9 protein-coding genes are annotated in these 16,904 nt (G+C 62.0%); 7 read left to right on the top strand and 2 right to left on the bottom strand.

Annotation, left to right across the window (positions count from 1 at the left end; genetic code table 11):
* The first annotated feature begins 160 nt into the window (after positions 1-160).
* From V1279_RS31125 to V1279_RS31100, 6 genes are all read left to right on the top strand, one after another.
* Positions 161-1,036, top strand: coding sequence for a branched-chain amino acid ABC transporter permease (locus tag V1279_RS31125; protein ID WP_334443956.1), 876 nt, complete (start codon positions 161-163; stop codon positions 1,034-1,036).
* 8 nt (positions 1,037-1,044) lie between these two features.
* The gene (locus V1279_RS31120) at positions 1,045-2,196 is read left to right on the top strand and encodes a branched-chain amino acid ABC transporter permease (RefSeq protein WP_334443955.1); all 1,152 of its coding nucleotides are present in this window, start codon (positions 1,045-1,047) and stop codon (positions 2,194-2,196) included.
* Positions 2,193-2,951, top strand: coding sequence for an ABC transporter ATP-binding protein (locus V1279_RS31115; protein WP_334443953.1), 759 nt, complete (start codon positions 2,193-2,195; stop codon positions 2,949-2,951). Before V1279_RS31120 ends, V1279_RS31115 begins: the two co-directional genes overlap by 4 nt.
* Before the next feature lie 10 nt (positions 2,952-2,961).
* Entirely contained in the window at positions 2,962-3,741 is a 780-nt protein-coding gene (locus V1279_RS31110) for an ABC transporter ATP-binding protein (protein ID WP_334443951.1), read from the top strand.
* Positions 3,742-3,860: 119 nt separating this feature from the next.
* Complete coding sequence (locus tag V1279_RS31105) at positions 3,861-5,699, top strand: AMP-dependent synthetase/ligase (protein ID WP_334443949.1); 1,839 nt, start codon at positions 3,861-3,863, stop codon at positions 5,697-5,699.
* Between the two features lie 93 nt (positions 5,700-5,792).
* Positions 5,793-6,992, top strand: a complete 1,200-nt coding sequence (locus tag V1279_RS31100) for an ABC transporter substrate-binding protein (protein WP_334443947.1) — start codon at positions 5,793-5,795, stop codon at positions 6,990-6,992.
* A gap of 214 nt (positions 6,993-7,206) precedes the next feature.
* Here V1279_RS31100 and V1279_RS31095 read toward each other — a convergent pair whose 3' ends face one another.
* Together V1279_RS31095 and V1279_RS31090 are read right to left on the bottom strand one after the other, a co-directional pair.
* Positions 7,207-9,387: a PQQ-dependent dehydrogenase, methanol/ethanol family gene (locus V1279_RS31095; protein ID WP_334443944.1), complete on the bottom strand. Its 2,181-nt coding sequence runs from the start codon at positions 9,385-9,387 to the stop codon at positions 7,207-7,209.
* Positions 9,388-9,632: 245 nt separating this feature from the next.
* Positions 9,633-10,433, bottom strand: a complete 801-nt coding sequence (locus V1279_RS31090; RefSeq protein ID WP_334443941.1) for a transglutaminase-like cysteine peptidase — start codon at positions 10,431-10,433, stop codon at positions 9,633-9,635.
* Between the two features lie 678 nt (positions 10,434-11,111).
* Between V1279_RS31090 and V1279_RS31085 the strand changes: the two genes are divergently transcribed.
* Entirely contained in the window at positions 11,112-16,829 is a 5,718-nt protein-coding gene (locus V1279_RS31085) for a VCBS domain-containing protein (protein ID WP_334443938.1), read from the top strand.
* The last annotated feature ends 75 nt before the right edge of the window (positions 16,830-16,904 follow it).

The raw sequence follows: 16,904 nt of genomic DNA, 5'->3' as shown, positions 1-16,904 counted from the left end.
AACGGCGTGGCACGCAGCGCTTTGTTGACAGGGGTCGGCGCTTTGGGCTCAATGCAGCGGGACATGTGCGGCTGCAGGCATCGTGGATGCCAGGCAGCGTGTAGACACAAGATGCGGAAAAGGCGATCGACAGAATCGCCTGGCATCGGGGAGGGAAATGATGCTGGACTTCGTTCAGCAGCTGGTGAGTGGCATCGCGCTCGGCTGCGTCTATGGCTTGATCGCGCTCGGCTTTGTGCTCGTTTACAAGGCAACCGAGGTCGTCAATTTCGCCCAGGGCGATTTGATGATGCTGGGCGGGTTCTTCGCCTTCACGTTCATCGGCATGCTCGGTCTCAATTACTGGCTCGGATTCGCCGGCGCGGTCGCGGCGATGGCGCTGTTCGGCATGCTGGCGGAACGCGTCGTGGTGCGTCCGATTCTCGGCTATCCGCAGTTTTCCATCATCATGGCGACGATCGGGCTTGGATACTTCCTACGCTCTGTGGTCGGCATGATCTGGGGCACCGACGATTTCAAGATCGAGACGCCGTTCAGCGACGGCGTGCTGCGGATCGGCTCGCTGGTCTTGGCATACGACAAGCTGTCGGTGATCGCAGCGACGATCATCCTTTGCGCGCTGCTGTATCTGTTCTTCAACCGCACCACGCTCGGCACCGCGATGCGCGCCAGTTCGGAGAACATGCTGGCCGCCTACTACATGGGCATTCCGGTCAAGCGCGTGGTGTCGATCGTGTGGGCGATCAGTGCGGCGGTCGCGACCGCTGCCGGCGTGCTGCTGGCGCCGATCACCTTCATTCACTCCAATGTCGGTCTTGTGCTGGGCCTGAAGGCGTTTCCCGCTGCCGTGCTCGGTGGCTTCGGCTCCATACCCGGCGCCGTGGTGGGCGGCGTGCTGATCGGCGTGATCGAGAGCATGGCCGGCTTCTATCTGCCGCAAGGCTGGAAGGACGTCGCGCCCTACATCGTTCTGCTGGCGGTATTGCTGCTCAAGCCCGAAGGCCTGTTCGGCGTTCACATGCGCAAGAAGGTCTAGGGGCAGTCATGCGCTTTATGTTCAAGACGGATTATGAAGACGACATCAAGCTGTTTCCGCACAGCGGCTACATCGTCACCTACGGCGTTCTGCTTGCGTTTCTGCTGATCGCGCCGTTCGTGCTGTCCAGTTATATCGTCAGCCAGCTGGTTTTCGTCTTCATCTACGCCACCGTCGGTGTCGGGCTGATGATCCTGACCGGCTTCACCGGGCAGGCGTCGCTCGGCCATGCCGCCTTTCTCGCCATCGGCGCCTATTCCGCGGCGTACTTGCAGCAGTTCAACGTACCTTTCCCGGTATATTTTCTCGTCGGCGGATTGTTGACAGGCGTCGTCGGCGCGATGGTCGGATTCCCGGCGCTGCGGCTGCAGGGCATCTATCTCGTGATCGCGACGATTTCCTTCGCCTTCATCGTCGAGGAAATCCTGGCGCGCTGGGAGAGCGTGACCCACGGCAACGAGGGCATGCGTGTCAAGGCCCTGCAACTGCTCGGCACCACGGTGTCGCGCGACAGCCCCTCGTTCTACTTCCTCTGTCTTGCAGTGCTGTTCCTGACCATCCTAGGCACGCTCAACCTGTTGCGCTCGCCGACCGGCCGCGCCTTCGTCGCGATTCGGGACAGCGAGACCGCGGCCCGCAGCATGGGCGTCAACGTATCGCTCTACAAGGTCAAGTCGTTTGCGATCAGCGCCGCCATCACCGGATTCGCCGGTGTCCTGTTCGCCCACAAGCTGTCGTTCATCAGCCCGGAAATGTTCACGCTGCAGCTCTCGATCGAGTTCATCATCGTGATCCTGATCGGCGGCGCGTTCAGCCCGCACGGCGCCGTGCTGGGCGCGATCTTCATCGTCATGATCGATCCGTTCCTGACCTACCTGAAGGACGACCTGCCGGGCATCATCGCGGGCATCTTCGCAACGTTCGGCGCGGACAGCGTGACCGCGTCGAAGATTTACAGCAACGTCGCCGCCATTGCCTCCGCCAACGGCCTCAAGGGCGCGATCTACGGGGTGATCATCGTGCTGTTCGTGCTGTTCGAGCCGCTCGGTCTGTACGGGCGCTGGCTGAAGATAAAACTCTTCTTCCAGCTGTTCCCGCTCTACAAGCGCGCCACCTTCAAGCGCCAGAAGATCTACGTGAAATCGGAGCGGAACCGATGAGCTATTTCCGCGCGGAAAACCTGTCCCTGCATTTCGGCGGCCTGAAAGCGGTCGATTCCGTCAGCTTCGCTGTTGAGAAGGGCGAGATCCTCTCGATCATCGGCCCCAACGGCGCAGGCAAAAGCTCGATCTTCAACCTGATCTCGCGGATCTACCCGCCCACGTCAGGCAGGATCTTTTTCGAGGATCAGGACATCACCGATCAGCCGGCCTACGAGATCGCCGGGCACGGCATTGCGCGCACCTTCCAGAACATCGAACTGTTCGAGAATGCGACCATGCTGAGCAATCTATTGGTCGGCCGTCACAGGCACTCCACCACGCAACTGTGGCAGGAACTGCTGTTCCTGCCGAGCGTGCGCGCGGGCGAAAAGCTGCATCGCCGCCGTGTCGAGCAGGTGATCGAATTCCTCGATCTCGAAGCCTATCGCGACAAGCTGATCTCGGGGCTGCCCTACGGCGTCCGCAAGGTGATCGAGCTGGCGCGTGCGCTGTGCTCGGAGCCGAAACTGATCCTGCTCGACGAGCCGTCGTCCGGGCTGAACGTCGAGGAGACCGACGACATGTCGTTCTGGATCCGCGACATGAAGACCGAGCTCGGTATCACCGTGCTGATGGTCGAACACGACATGACGCTGGTCAATCGCGTCTCCGACCGCGTGATTGCGCTCAACTACGGCCGCGTGCTCGCGATGGGGTCGCCGTCCGAGGTGCAGCGCCATCCCGACGTCGTCGCTGCCTATCTCGGCGCATGAGGATGATGCCATGAGCGCTTCCGACATCATCCTCAAGCTCAGCAATATCGAGAGCTATTACGGGCCGATCATGGCCATCCGGGGCATCAGCATCGAGGTGCCGCGCGGCCGTATCGTCACGTTGCTCGGCGCCAACGGCGCCGGCAAGACCACCGTGCTCAAGACCATCTCCGGCATTCTCGATCCCCAGAAGGGCTCGATCGAATTTCTGGGCAAGCCGATCCAGCGCATGGAGGCCGACAAGATCGTGCGGCTGGGCTTAAGCCACGTGCCGGAGGGGCGCGAGGTGTTTCCGTTCCTCTCGGTGCGCGAAAACCTGATGATGGGCGCCTATCCGCGCAAAGATCGCGACGGCGTCGCCGAGGATCTGGAGCGCGTCTACGGCTATTTCCCGCGCCTGAGAGAACGGATCAACCAGCCGGCCGGGCAGCTTTCCGGCGGCGAGCAGCAGATGCTGGCGATCGGGCGGGCGCTGATGAACCGGCCGACCCTGCTACTTTTGGATGAGCCATCGCTCGGGCTGTCGCCGATCCTGGTGAAGGAGATATTTACCATCATCAAGCGCGTTAACGAAGAGCAGGGCATGTCGATCCTGCTGGTCGAGCAGAACGCGAAAGTCGCGCTGGAGACCGCCCATTACGGCTATGTGCTGGAAATCGGCCGGGTCGTGATGAACGACACCTGCGAGCGGCTGATGAACTCAAAGGACATCCAGGAATTCTATCTCGGCGCCAAGGAAGAAGGCGCCCGCGGCGAGCGGCGCTGGAAAAAGAAGAAGACATGGCGTTAACCTTCGCAGTCAAAAGCATGGCGTTCAGAACGAGTTAGAGCTAGATTCAGGCCCTGCTTCAAGAAGCAAGACCGGCTGACAAGACCGGCGAAGCAGGCGACGAGAGGGAGGAAGAGAGCATGGCCAGACCGGCAGTGCTGACGGTCGCCGACACGATCGCGAAGAGTTTTCTGAAGTCCGTGGAAACCCGCGGCGACCGGCCGGCGATCCGCGAAAAGAAATTCGGCATCTGGCAGCCGACCAGTTGGCGCGAGTGGCTGCAGATATCCAGGGATATCGCCTACGGCCTGCATGCCACGGGTTTTCGTCCCGGCGACGTCGCCTCGATCATCGCGAATGCGGTGCCGGAATGGGTGTTCGCCGACATGGGCATCCTGTGCGCCGGCGGCGTTTCATCGGGGATCTATCCGACCGACTCATCCGTGCAGGTCGAATATCTGATCAACGATTCCTCGACCAGGGTGATCTTCGCCGAGGACGAAGAGCAGCTCGACAAGATCCTGTCGTGCCGTTCGCGTTGCCCGACGCTGCAGAAGATCATCGTGTTCGACATGGAAGGCCTGAGCGGCTTCAACGACCCGATGGTGTTGTCGCTGGCCGAATTCATGGCGCTCGGGCGCAACCACGAGCAGGGCAACGAGGCACTGTGGGACGAAATGATCGGAAGCCGAGCGGCCTCCGATCTCGCCATCCTCGTTTACACGTCCGGCACCACGGGCCCGCCAAAGGGCGCGATGCATTCCAATCGCAGCGTGACGCATCAGATGCGTCATGCCAACGACCTGTTTCCGTCCACCGATAATGAAGAGCGGCTGGTGTTCCTTCCGCTCTGCCACGTCGCCGAGCGGATCGGCGGTTATTACATCTCGCTGGCGCTGGGATCGGTGATGAATTTCGCCGAAAGTCCGGAAACGGTGCCGGACAATCTGCGCGAGGTGCAGCCGACGGCCTTCCTCGCGGTGCCCAGGGTCTGGGAAAAATTCTATTCCGGAATCACGATCGCACTAAAGGACGCGACCAATTTCCAGAAATGGATGTACCGCAACACGCTCGCCGTCGGCAATCGCGTGACGGAGTACAAGCTGCAGGGCGATACACCGCCATTGTCGCTGCGGCTCGCCAATAGCGCCGCCTACTATCTGGTGTTCCGCAACATCCGCCGCATGCTTGGTCTCGACCGTTGCCGGCTGGCCTTTACCGGTGCGGCGCCGATCGCGCCGGACCTGATCCGCTGGTATCTCGCGCTTGGCATCGATATGCGCGAGGTCTACGGCCAGACCGAAAATTGCGGCGTCGCCACCGTGATGCCGCCCGATCGCATCAAGCTCGGTTCGGTCGGAAAGGCCGCGCCCTGGGGCGAGGTAGCGATTTCACCGCAGGGCGAAATCCTGATCCGGGGTGACTTCCTGTTCATGGGCTATCTGAACCAGCCGGAGAAAACGGCCGAGACCATCGATGCCAAGGGATGGCTGCATACCGGCGACGTCGGCTCGATCGACAACGAAGGTTTCGTCAAGATCACCGACCGGATGAAGGACATCATCATCACCTCCGGCGGCAAGAACATCACGCCGTCGGAGATCGAGAACCAGCTGAAGTTCTCGCCTTACGTCTCCGACGCCGTGGTGATCGGCGATAAGCGGCCTTATCTGACGTGTCTGCTCATGATCGACCAGGAGAATGTCGAGAAGTTCGCGCAGGACCACGACATTCCCTTCACCAACTACGCCAGCCTGTGCCGCGCGCCCGAGATCCAGGACCTGATCCAGCGCGAGATCGAGGCCGTCAACGTCAACTTTGCGCGCGTCGAAACCATCAAGAAGTTCTACCTGATCGAACGTCAGCTCACGCCTGAGGACGAGGAACTGACGCCGACCATGAAGCTGAAGCGCAGTTTCGTGAACAAGCGCTATGCTGCCGAAATCAACGCCATGTATGGCGAGCGGGCGGTGGCGTAGCCGGACGGATACCTGAAGCGAAATTAACGAAGCGGCGAAGGACAAGAAGGCCCTACCCTTCGCTCAACACGGGCCAACAAGGAGGATATTGCAATGTCGAAATCGTTTAGGGCGTTGGGCCTTGCGGTGAGCGCCCTTGCGCTGACCCAACTGCCGGCCGCAGCCCAAACCAAGGTCACCAATGATGGCATCTCGGCAGCCGAGATCGTCATCGGCACCCATCAGGACCTGTCCGGCCCGATCAAGGTCTGGGGCGTTCCGGTTTCCAACGGCATGAAGATGGCGGTGGAAGAGGTCAACGCGGCCGGCGGCATCAACGGCCGCAAGATCAAGCTGATCCTGGAGGACAGCGGCTACGATCCGAAGCGCGCCGTGCTGGCGTCGCAGAAGATGGTCGAGCGCGACAAGGTCTTCGCCATGGTCGGGCCGATGGGCTCGCCGACGGTGCTCGCCTCGCAAGATATTCTGTTTGACGCTGGGGTGCTGCAGCTGTTTCCGCTGACGGCGGCTGAATTTACCTTCAAGTTCGATCCGGCGAAGCCGCAGGAGCGGCTGAAATTCAGCAACCTGCTGCCCTATGTCGAGAGCACGCGCGCCGTGGTCAAGTACATGATCGAAGCGAAGAACTTCAAGAAGCCCTGCATCCTGCATCAGGACGACGAGTACGGAAAGAACGTGCTCGATGGTTTCACCCAGCAGGTCAAGGCGATGAAGCTGGAGCCCGCTTCCGTCACCAGCTACAAGCGCGGTGCCTCCGACTTCAGCGCGCAGGTGGCCAAGATGAAATCCGACGGCTGCGATGTGGTCGTGCTCGGCACCGTGATCCGCGAGACCATCGGTGCGATGGGCGAAGCCAAGAAGCTCGGATGGGACGTCACCTTCCTCGGCGCTACGCCGACCAACGTGCTTGAAGTGCCGGCGCTCGGCAAGGAAGCCGTGGAAGGGCTTTACGCCGCGGCCGCTTTCGAGATCCCGTACGAGGATACGGCCAAAGGCAAGGTCAAGGAGTGGCTGGCCAACTACAAGAAGATGTTCGGCTCCGACGCCAACACCCAGGCCATCATCGGCTACAACTCCGTTATGACTTTCGCCCACTACGCCAAAAAGGCCGGCAAGGACCTGACAGGACAGAAAATGCTCGAGGCATTGGAGTCGGGCGACAAGTTCATGGACATCTTCAACTCGCCGCCCACCGTGTTCTCGAAGACCAATCATCTCGCCAGCACGATTACCCAGGTCCAGCAGATCAAGAACGGCCGCTGGGTGCTGGTGAAGGATAATTTGATGTTCTGACGGAGACGTCTTCTCCAGCGTTCAAAGGCCTCAACGACAACGGGCTGCGCGAGATACTCGCGCAGCCCGTTTGCTTTGAGGCCTGTTCTCCGTCATGGCCGGGCTTGTCCCGGCCATCCACGTCTTCCTTCGCCAAGCCCAAGAACGTGGATGCCCGGGACGTCTAGCGCGAAGACGCGCTTCGCGCTTCTGCCCGGGCATGACGGCAGCCCCGTCACTTCGGCCGGATCGCGTCGGCGGTGCCCTGGATGAAGGCCTGCAGCTTCGGGATATCCGCTTCCTTCAGCTTGCCGGTGAAGTCGGGCATGCCGCGGTCGCGGAACGGGCCCTTGAACACGATGTCCTTCAGGTTGGTGATGGTTTCGGGCGCGACATAGCCGAGGTTCCGGATGTTGCCGCCGTTGTCGACGCCGGGCACGCTGTGGCAGGCGGCGCAGGCGGCGACATAGATGGCGGTGCCTTCAGGGATATCCTTCGGGTCATACTTCACGCCTTTCAACAGCCCCTCGGTCTGGTACTTCACGAAGGCCGGCAGCGGCGCCTTGCCGTCGATCGCGAAGGTGTAGACCGTGCCGGGGCTCTGCAGTTCGGTGGCGCGAATCCACTGGCCGATCACGCCGCCCCAGCCGACCGCGATCGAGACATACTGCTTGCCGTCGAGCATGTAGGTCGAAGCCGCCGCGACCACGCCGGTGCCGGTCGGGCTTTCCCAGAGCTTCTCGCCCGATGTGGCGTTGTAGGCGACGAAGCGGCCGTCGGCCGTACCCTGGAACACCAGGTTGCCCGCGGTGGTAAGGGTGCCGCCATTCCACGGCGCCACGTGCTCGACGCGCCAGGCTTCCTTCTGCTTGACCGGATCCCAGGCTACCAGACGTCCGAAGGCCGGGTTCTTGGGAGGCGTAGCGTTCAGCAGGAAGCCGATATTCCAGCCCGTCGCACTGGCGAATTTGCCGGGTTCAACGGCATTGTGTTTGAAGGCCTTTTCCGGCGTGAGGTTGGTGGGGATGCCCTGCGCCGGAATGTAGACAAGACCTGTTTGCGGATTGAACGACATCGGATGCCAGTTGTGGGCACCGGCCGGACCCGGAATGCTGTCATAGGCTTCGTCGCTGCGCGCCTCCTTTATCTCAATGGGCCGGCCGTTGGCGTCGTAGCCGGTCGCCCAGTTCACGTCGACGAAGTTCTTTGCCGAGATGAACTTGCCGTTGGTGCGGTCGATGACGAAGAAGAAGCCGTTCTTCGGCGCATGCAGGATCACCTTGCGCGGCGCGCCGTCGATGTTGATGTCCGCCAGGATCATCGGCTGGGTAGCCGTGTAGTCCCAATGGTCGCCGGGCGTTTCCTGATAGTGCCAGGCATACTTTCCGGTATCGGCATTGAGCGCGACGATCGAGGACAGATACAGGTTGTCGCCGCCGGACGGACTGCGGACTTTCTGATTCCACGGCGCACCGTTGCCGGTGCCGATATAGACGAGGTTCAGGTCGGGATCGAAGGTGATGGTATCCCAGGCCGTGCCACCGCCGCCATTGATCCAGTATTTGCCGGCCGGATCCCAGGTCTTGGCTGCGGCCGCCATCGATTCATCCTCGAATGGCTTGGACGGATCGCCGGGCACGGTGAACCAGCGCCATGCCTGGTTGCCGGTCTTGGCGTCATAGGCGGTGACGTAGCCGCGCGCGCCGAATTCGGCGCCGCCATTGCCGATCACCACCTTGCCGTTGAACACGCGCGGCGCACCGGTGATGGTGTAGGAGTGCTCCTTGCTGGCGATGGTGTCCTTTTCCCAGACCACCTTGCCGGTGGCGGCGTCGAGCGCGAACAGCCGCCCGTCATAGGCGCCGAAATAAACCTTGCCCTTCCAGAGCGCGACGCCGCGGTTGACCACGTCGCAGCAGCCCTTGTAGCCCTTCTCGCGGTCGACCTTGGGATCGAAGGTCCAGAGCCGCTTGCCGGTGCGGGCGTCGATGGCGTGCACCACGCTCCATGATGCGGTCTGGTACATGATGCCGTCGACCACGACCGGCGTCGCCTCGACGCCGCGGGAGGATTCGAGCGGATAGCTCCACACCAGCCCAAGTTTCTTGACGTTGTCGGCGTTGATCTGGTTGAGCTTGGAAAAGCGCGTCTCGGCATAGTCGAGGCCGATGGTCGGCCAGTCGTTCGAGGTCGCGGTATTGGCCTTGATCGATGCGCCGTCGACCGCCGAGGTGACGGCCTTGATGTGCTCGGGCGATCCCTTGGCAGGGCTCTGCGCCAGTGCAGCGCTGCAGGATAGCGTCAGGCCCAGCCCGATTGCGATCGCGGTCTGTGCAAGGCGCGCCGATCGACGGGAAGTAACGGCAATTTCAGGAAACAAACGGCAAGCAGAATCAACGCGCGGCAAACGTGTCATCTCATTCACCTCCCAGTGATCTCTAGCGGATCTGCCGGAATGCTATGCCGGTGAGAAGGATCGCGTCAATCAATGCGGGGCGCGAAATGAAAAAGAGAAAATTTGTCTCGTCATGTTTTCACCGAACGAATGCAAGCTGGCATAGCGGCTGCGGCGCACCATCGGCCGCGAGGACAAGGAAGATCAGGCAAGGAAAGCAGATTGTTGTCAGTCGTCGCCGCGCAATATTTGCGCGCCGTCATTCGTCAGTCGACGCGTTCGAATGGCCGGGTCGCGGAGCCGGCCAGAGAACTCACGACGAGCGAAGCCACAGAATTATTGTCCGAGGTGTCGGCGAGCAGAGGGCCATCGGCGTATCGCATCACGCCGTGCTGGCCGATCACGAATGTCGGCCGGAAATTTCTGACGTCGGTATCCTCGATCATCGCCATGTGGCGGTTGTCGAGCGTCAGCCAGCGCCCGTCCAGCCGCGCGGCAGCCACCGCATGGTCCTCGCCATGGATGGTATCGTGCAGCACCACGATCCTGAGATCGTCGGGCGCTAGGCCGGCGCGGCGCAAGGCGATGAATTTCGCAATCGCATAATCCTCGCAGTCGCCGCCGCCACGCGCGAGCGTTGCGAGCGGCGGCGTCCAGGCGTCGATCTGGCCGTGTTGGGCGAGGTCGCTCATTGGCCGGATGGTGAGATTGATGGCGCGGTTGATTTCGCCGAGGCGGGCGCGGCCTTCGCGCAACCGGGCGTCGTCGACGATGTCGAGGAATTTCAGCGCGGCCGGAGACACGCAGCCGTCACGGTCGCCTTCGCAGAGCGCAAGCTGCACCATTTCGTCGTCGAGCCGGCGTTGCACGCCGAGCCATTTGTCGCGCAGGCCGCCGCTGGAGAGAGAGGATGCGGCAAGCCCGAACGGTTCGGCCGATTGCTGAATCAGCTCCGCCGGCGTGGACGGCTTCGCTGTCTCGGCCCGCAGGTCGGCTGGCCCGAACCATGCCAGGCCACACGCGACAATGCCCGCACGCCATGCGCGTGCATAGACTAACAATCCCATCTGACACCCCTTGTCCGGGTATCGGCGGGCTTGCTCTGCCTGCTCGCGCCCAGATCATTTCAGAATGGGCAGGATGGGCAACGGCACTTTTGATCCGTTTAAAACGAGGGGAGGCCTATCGGAAGTTTGCGAGGCAGCGTGAACGCGGCCTTGCCAGTTGCAGCTAATTTTATCGATCCACTCAGATCGGCGCTCATCAAAGCCGCTCGGATATCCCGGAAGGGCTGGGGACACCGCGCAGAGCTTACGGTTGCGAAAGGGTCACAGTGTCACCGAATTAACCTTGCTCGCAGGATCGCTCCGGTGGCGCGATTGCGCCCTGTCCTGGATGCTTCGAAGGGATGACGGCTTCCAGTGGACGGGAAGTGATCAGCCTTCAGGCGGCTGTCGCGTCCCTCAGGAAGCGTCACACGCTGCGCTGCGGCAAAGGTAAAGTATTATGACTGCTCATCTTTATGCCGCGGGAAGGCCGTGCCCATTTTTCGATCAGTCCGAGTTAAGGCCGGCCTTTTCCCTGCCACACTTTCGCCCGACACTTTTCCGGACCTTTTCGGTCCTGTTGCAGACTTACCCATATTAAGGGTGTGTGCGGCGCGCGTACTTTTTTGTTCCCTACCTGCGTGGTATGAAACCCTGCAGGGAAATTTCATACTTCTTAACCATTTAGATTGGTGCCCATTGAATTACGCCGGCAAATTCGGATCGGGTGACCTCGACCCTTTTTCCGGCGCGGATATTGGCCTCGGGCCTCTGCTGTCGCCGCACGGCCATCTTTCGTCTCCCGGCAAGTTCCATGTCGACCAGGTTTCGACACACGCGCCGACAGACGCGATCATTATTTCTGATGCCCATCTGCTGTTCCACGGGAACTTCAAGCGGTCGGGCGTCGACCTGATCCTCGCCGATGGCGATCGCGAACTCGTCCTGAATGATTACTTCAGGGGCGAGAAGCGCGCCGCGCTGGCTTCGCCCGACGGCGCCCACCTCACCGGTGACATCGTCAACGCGCTGGCCGGGCACATCCAGTTCGCGCAGGCCGACGGCAGCGCCAGCGTCGCGCCTGCGGTCATCGGCCATGTCACCAAGCTCGCGGGTAACGCGACCGCGATCCGCAACGGCGTCTCGATCATCCTGAACCAGGGCGACACCGTCCATAAAGGCGACGTGGTCCAGTCCGGCTCCGATTCGACGCTCGGCATCACCTTCATCGACGGCACCGTGTTCGGCCTCGCCTCGAACGCCAAGATGGTGCTGAACGAAATGGTCTACGACCCCAACGGGTCGGACAACAAATCGCTGCTCAGCCTGGTGCAGGGCACCATCTCGTTCGTCGCCGGCGCCACCGCCAAGAAGGGCGACATGAAGGTCGACACGCCAGTCGCGACCATGGGCATCCGCGGCACCGCGGTGCTGGTCGAGATCGATTTCGAGGTGCCGTCGCAGGGCGGTGCGCCGCCGGCGAAATTCCAGGTGCTGGTCGAGCCCGACGGCACCACCGGTTCCTACATCCTGTTCGACAAGACCACGCTGACGCCGATCGCAACCGTCAACCGGGCCGGCACCCAGACGATCATCAATGGCCAGGGCACGGTCAGCTTCCAGTCATCAGTGCAACTGTCGCCCGACGCGCAGAAGATCATCAGCGATGTGTTCTCGCTGAAGTTCACCGACCTGAACAACCCGAATACCAAGCTCACGAACAACTCGAACGGCTCGATCGATCCGCAAACGTCGTTCCTCAAGCTGGCCAGCAACGACTTCGTCCCGGTCACGCTTCAGTTCGTCAACGTCCCGGACAAGCCTGCGGCTCTTCCGAGCAGAGATCCCGGTCCCTCGGCTATTCACATTGCCGGGCCGCCGAAGGCTGACGCGAACGGCGGCGCCGTTGCGGAGCGGATCGATGTGACCGCGAGCCCGACGCTCGCCAGTATCTCCGGCACCGTCAGCTATGCCGACATCAACCCCGACGACGTTCCGAGCGTCCAGGCCGCGTTTTCCTCCTTTGTCTACGCGAATTCGCAGAAGGTCGACGTCACCGCGACGCTGACAGCGGCGCAACTGGCCGCGATCAAGGCGGTCGAAGTGCCGCTGGCCGTGGTGCAGGACCCCAACGGCAAGAACACCGGCAAGGCGACCTGGACCTACTCCATTGCCGATGGCGCGTTCGACTTTCTTGCCTCCGGCGAGACGCTGACGCTGACCTACATGGCGCGGGTCGACAACAATTACGCGCCCAGCAACGAGACGACGTTCGTGCCGTTTTCGATCGTCGTTACCGGCACCAACGACAAGCCGACGCTGTCCGCGACAGGTGGCACGATCACGGAGCGGATCGGCACCGGCAATGCGGCGGTCGATACCGTGACCGGCACCGTCACCTTCGCCGACGTTGACCTGACCGACCGTCCCGTCGTCAGCGCGGCGATCTCCACGACCGATCCGTTCCGGTACTACGATGCGGAGGGCAATGACGTCACCGCGACGCTGACGCCGGCCCAGCTGGCAGCGATCCTGGCCGTCGAGGTGCCGCTGAGCGTGGTGCAGGCGGCCGGAAACACTCACAACGGCTCGGCGACCTGGACCTACAGCATCGAGGACAGCGCATTCGACTTCATCGCCAAGGGCGAGACGCTGACCCTCAATTACGTCGCCCAGGTTGACGATGGCCACGGCGGCGTCATCTCCACGCCGATCACCGTCTCGATCAAGGGCGCCGACGTCGTCGTCATCGGCACCAACGACGTGCCGAGCATCGACACCACCAGCGATGCCTTCGCCGAACTTTCGAACGTCAACCAGCCGAACCCGACGGGGTCCACCGCGCTCGATACGGCGTCCGGCACGATCAGCTTCATCGACGTCGACCTGACCGACCGGCCGGTGGCGAGCGCCGCCTTCACTGCGTTCACCTACCTGAACCCCTACGACGTCGACGTCACCTCACAGCTCACCGCCACGCAACTTGCTGCGATCGCCGCGGTTGATGAGCCGCTGGCCGTGGTGCAGGCTCCCGGCAATACCAATAACGGTTCGGCGAGCTGGAGCTACAGCGTCGCCGACGGTGCGTTCGATTTCCTTGCCGATGGCGAAATCCTGACGCTGACCTACACCGCAACCGTCGATGACGGGCATGGCGGCGTGGTGGCCAAGCCGATCACCGTCACCGTCACCGGCAGCAATGATACGGCTGAAATTACCAGCGACCCACAGACCGCAGCCATCACCGAACGTGCCGACACCCACGATTCGGCGACGCCGGATACCGCAAGCGGTGCGATCACGTTCAGCGATGCCGATCTGACCGATACGCATGACGTCAAGGTCGCCAGCGTCAATGCCTCCGGCGTGATGATGACGGGCCTCGCCAACGGCACGGTCCAGCTCAGTTGGCTGTCGCTGGGGGCGCTTACCGATTCCACCGATGGCGTGCCGGGCTCGAAGAGCTGGTCGTTCTCGGCGCCGGACAGTTATTTCGACTACCTCGCCGATGGCGAGACGGTCACGCTGACCTACACCGTAGAGGTCGACGACGATCATGGCGGCGTCACGTCGCAGGACGTTGTCGTTACCATCGACGGCAGCAACGACGCGCCACTGATCGCGGCTATCGGGCAGCAGGGCCTCTCCGAGCAAACCGATACCGCGCCGTTGACAACGACAATATCTGTCACTTTCACCGATCTCGACCTTTCTGATGTCGGCCACAGCGCTGATATCACCGGCGCGGTGGCGTCCGGGACCACCACGGGCCTTGCGCTCGACCAGGCCGCGCTGATCGCGCTGGTGACGCCAGGCGCGGTGACGAAGAATTCCGGCTCATCCTCCGGCTCGGTCGCGCTGTCGTTCTCCGCCACTTCGACGGCGTTCGACTATCTGGCGAAGGGCGAGGTCCTGACGCTGACCTACACGGTCGCGATCGACGACGGCGATGGTGGCGTGACGCCGCAGACCTTCGTCGTCACCGTCACTGGCAGCGACGACGCGCCTGTTATGGCCGATATCGCGCAAAAGAACCTGACCGAGCAGGCCGACACCGCGGCGCTGACTGCGACGATCCCCGTGACGTTCGCCGACGTCGACCTGACCGACGTCGGCCACAGTGCTACGGTCACCCTAGCGGTCGCGACCGGCACCACCACGGGCCTTGCACTCGACGAAGCGGCGCTGAAAGCCCTGGTGACGCCGGGTGCGGTGACCAAGAATTCCGGCTCGTCGTCCGGTTCTGTCGAGCTGGCGTTCTCCGCTGGTTCGACGGTGTTCGACTATCTCGCAAAGGACGAGGTCCTGACGCTCACCTACACCGTTGCGATCGACGATGGCGACGGCGGCGTGACGACGCAGACCTTCGTCGTCACCATCACGGGCACCAATGATAACCCTGTGGTTGCAACGGCGGACGTAACCAGCGCGGTGACCGAGCTGGTTGTGCCGGTGGGCGATCTCACCGACAGCGGCACCATTGCGCTGGCGGACGTCGATCTCACGGATACCCACAATGTCGGTCCGACCGTCACGGCTTCCGCGGGTGCGCTCGGGGCGCTGACCGCCCTGGTGACCCCGGACACCGTCGATGGCGTGGGCGACACCATTAACTGGAATTACAGCGTAGCGGCTTCCGCCGTCGAGTATCTCGCAAAGGGCCAGACCAAGGTCGAGCAGTTCACGATTACGCTCGAGGACGGCAATGGAGGCACCGTCGATCGCACGATCGAGGTCACCATTACCGGCACCGAGGACGCACCTGTTATCGCCAATATCGCGCAAAAGAATCTGACCGAGCAGACCAATAGCTCAGCGCTGACCGCGACCATCCCGGTGACGTTTACAGACGTCGACCTGGCCGATGTCGGCCACAGCGCTGACATCACCGGCGTGGTGGTGACCGGTGCCACTACGGGCCTTGCACTCGGCCAGGCGGCGCTGATGGCGCTGGTCACGCCGGGCGGGGTGACCAAGAACTCCGGTTCGTCGTCCGGCTCGGTCGAACTGTCATTCGCCGCAGCCTCGACAGCGTTCGATTATCTGGCCGTGAGCGAAACGCTAACGCTGACCTACACGATTTCGATCGACGATGGCGACGGCGGCGCGACGTCGAAGACCTTCGCCGTCACCATCACCGGCACCAACGACGCGCCGGTGGTGACCGTATCGAACCCGACGCTGGCGACGGTTATGGAGGACGACGCTACGAATGCCGGCCAGACCGTTGCTTCGTTCGTCGGAACGAGCATTGCCGATGTTGATAAAGGCGCGGTGCAAGGCATCGCGATCACTTCCACGACCGGCACCAACGGTCACTGGGAATATTCGGCGGACGGAAACACCTTTTTTGCTTTCCCTGCGGTATCGACGACATCGGCCTTGCTGTTGGCTGCAACCGACGTGGTCAAGTTCGTCCCGGACGGAACGGACGGGGGAGCGGCCACGCTCACTTACGTGGCGTGGGATCAGACGACGGGAACCAGCGGGACGACGGCTGATGTATCGTCATCGGGCGGCTCCACGGCTTTTTCCTCGACCTCGGATACCGCAAGTCTGACGGTACTGGGCGCCAACCACGCGCCGGTCGTGCAATCGGGTGTATCCGCAAAACAGGCACAGTTGGCGAACACCAATGGGATCGCCGTCTTCGACGGTCAGTTCTTCTTCGGCAACGTCAAGCTCACGGTTAGCGATCCCGACGGCGACCCGCCTGGCATCGCTATCACCGGAGTCGACAACGGTAGCGCAGGGGGAAGTTGGCAATATGAGATCTCGGCCGGCGAGTGGATCGCGATCGAACTGGCCCCCGGCGAGGCATTGTTGCTATCCGCAGGCGACAACGTGCGCTTCAGCGGCTCCGGAAGCGGCGATACCGAGCACCTGACCTTCGTTGCCTGGGATGGCACCGATGGCTCGACCTCCCGCTCGATCATTGCAATGCCGTCGACGACAGGCGGTACGACGGCATTCAGTAGTGGGGTGTACAGCGTAGGCGCCAAGAACGACGCGCCGATTATCAACACCATCCAGTTCACCGTGGTCGAAGACCAGTTCAACGGGACGATGAACCTTTCGTCGTTTGCGACCTCGGGCAACGACGTGATCTTCTCGACCGCGCACGACGATATCCTGAAGGGCGGGGTTGGCGCCGACCAATTCGTGTTCGCCGAGCACATGGGCAACGACACGATCGCTGATTTCCTGCCCGGGCAGGACAAGATCGATCTTCTAACGAATCTCCCGTTCACTCCCGACAATGCGGCTTCCTTCCAATCCTGGCTCACCAGCAGCGCGGTCGCGCAGACCGGCGTGGACACGTTGATACAGTTCGATGGCCTGCTGTCGAACGTCGCCAAGGCGAACCTGCATATGAGTGACTTCATTCTTCACCCGGGCGGCAGCGGTAATATCTGATCCGCGGCAGTCGGGTAGAGCAGCCTTGCGCGCGAATCTAGCATGCCTGATCCGTCGATGCGTGATATCCAGACA

Origin of the sequence: Bradyrhizobium sp. AZCC 1610, assembly GCF_036924515.1 — a bacterium.
Taxonomy (GTDB): domain Bacteria; phylum Pseudomonadota; class Alphaproteobacteria; order Rhizobiales; family Xanthobacteraceae; genus Bradyrhizobium.
Note: the sequence above shows the minus strand (reverse complement) of the source record. Positions and strands in the feature narration are given on the sequence as shown.

Bases quoted from the DNA above. Each gene is read 5' to 3' on its own strand.
- V1279_RS31125 (WP_334443956.1), top strand. From the start codon at position 161: ATGCTGGACTTCGTTCAGCAGCTGGTGAGTGGCATCGCGCTCGGCTGC.
- V1279_RS31120 (WP_334443955.1), top strand. From the start codon at position 1,045: ATGCGCTTTATGTTCAAGACGGATTATGAAGACGACATCAAGCTGTTT.
- V1279_RS31115 (WP_334443953.1), top strand. From the start codon at position 2,193: ATGAGCTATTTCCGCGCGGAAAACCTGTCCCTGCATTTCGGCGGCCTG.
- V1279_RS31110 (WP_334443951.1), top strand. From the start codon at position 2,962: ATGAGCGCTTCCGACATCATCCTCAAGCTCAGCAATATCGAGAGCTAT.
- V1279_RS31105 (WP_334443949.1), top strand. From the start codon at position 3,861: ATGGCCAGACCGGCAGTGCTGACGGTCGCCGACACGATCGCGAAGAGT.
- V1279_RS31100 (WP_334443947.1), top strand. From the start codon at position 5,793: ATGTCGAAATCGTTTAGGGCGTTGGGCCTTGCGGTGAGCGCCCTTGCG.
- V1279_RS31095 (WP_334443944.1), bottom strand. From the start codon at position 9,387: ATGACACGTTTGCCGCGCGTTGATTCTGCTTGCCGTTTGTTTCCTGAA.
- V1279_RS31090 (WP_334443941.1), bottom strand. From the start codon at position 10,433: ATGGGATTGTTAGTCTATGCACGCGCATGGCGTGCGGGCATTGTCGCG.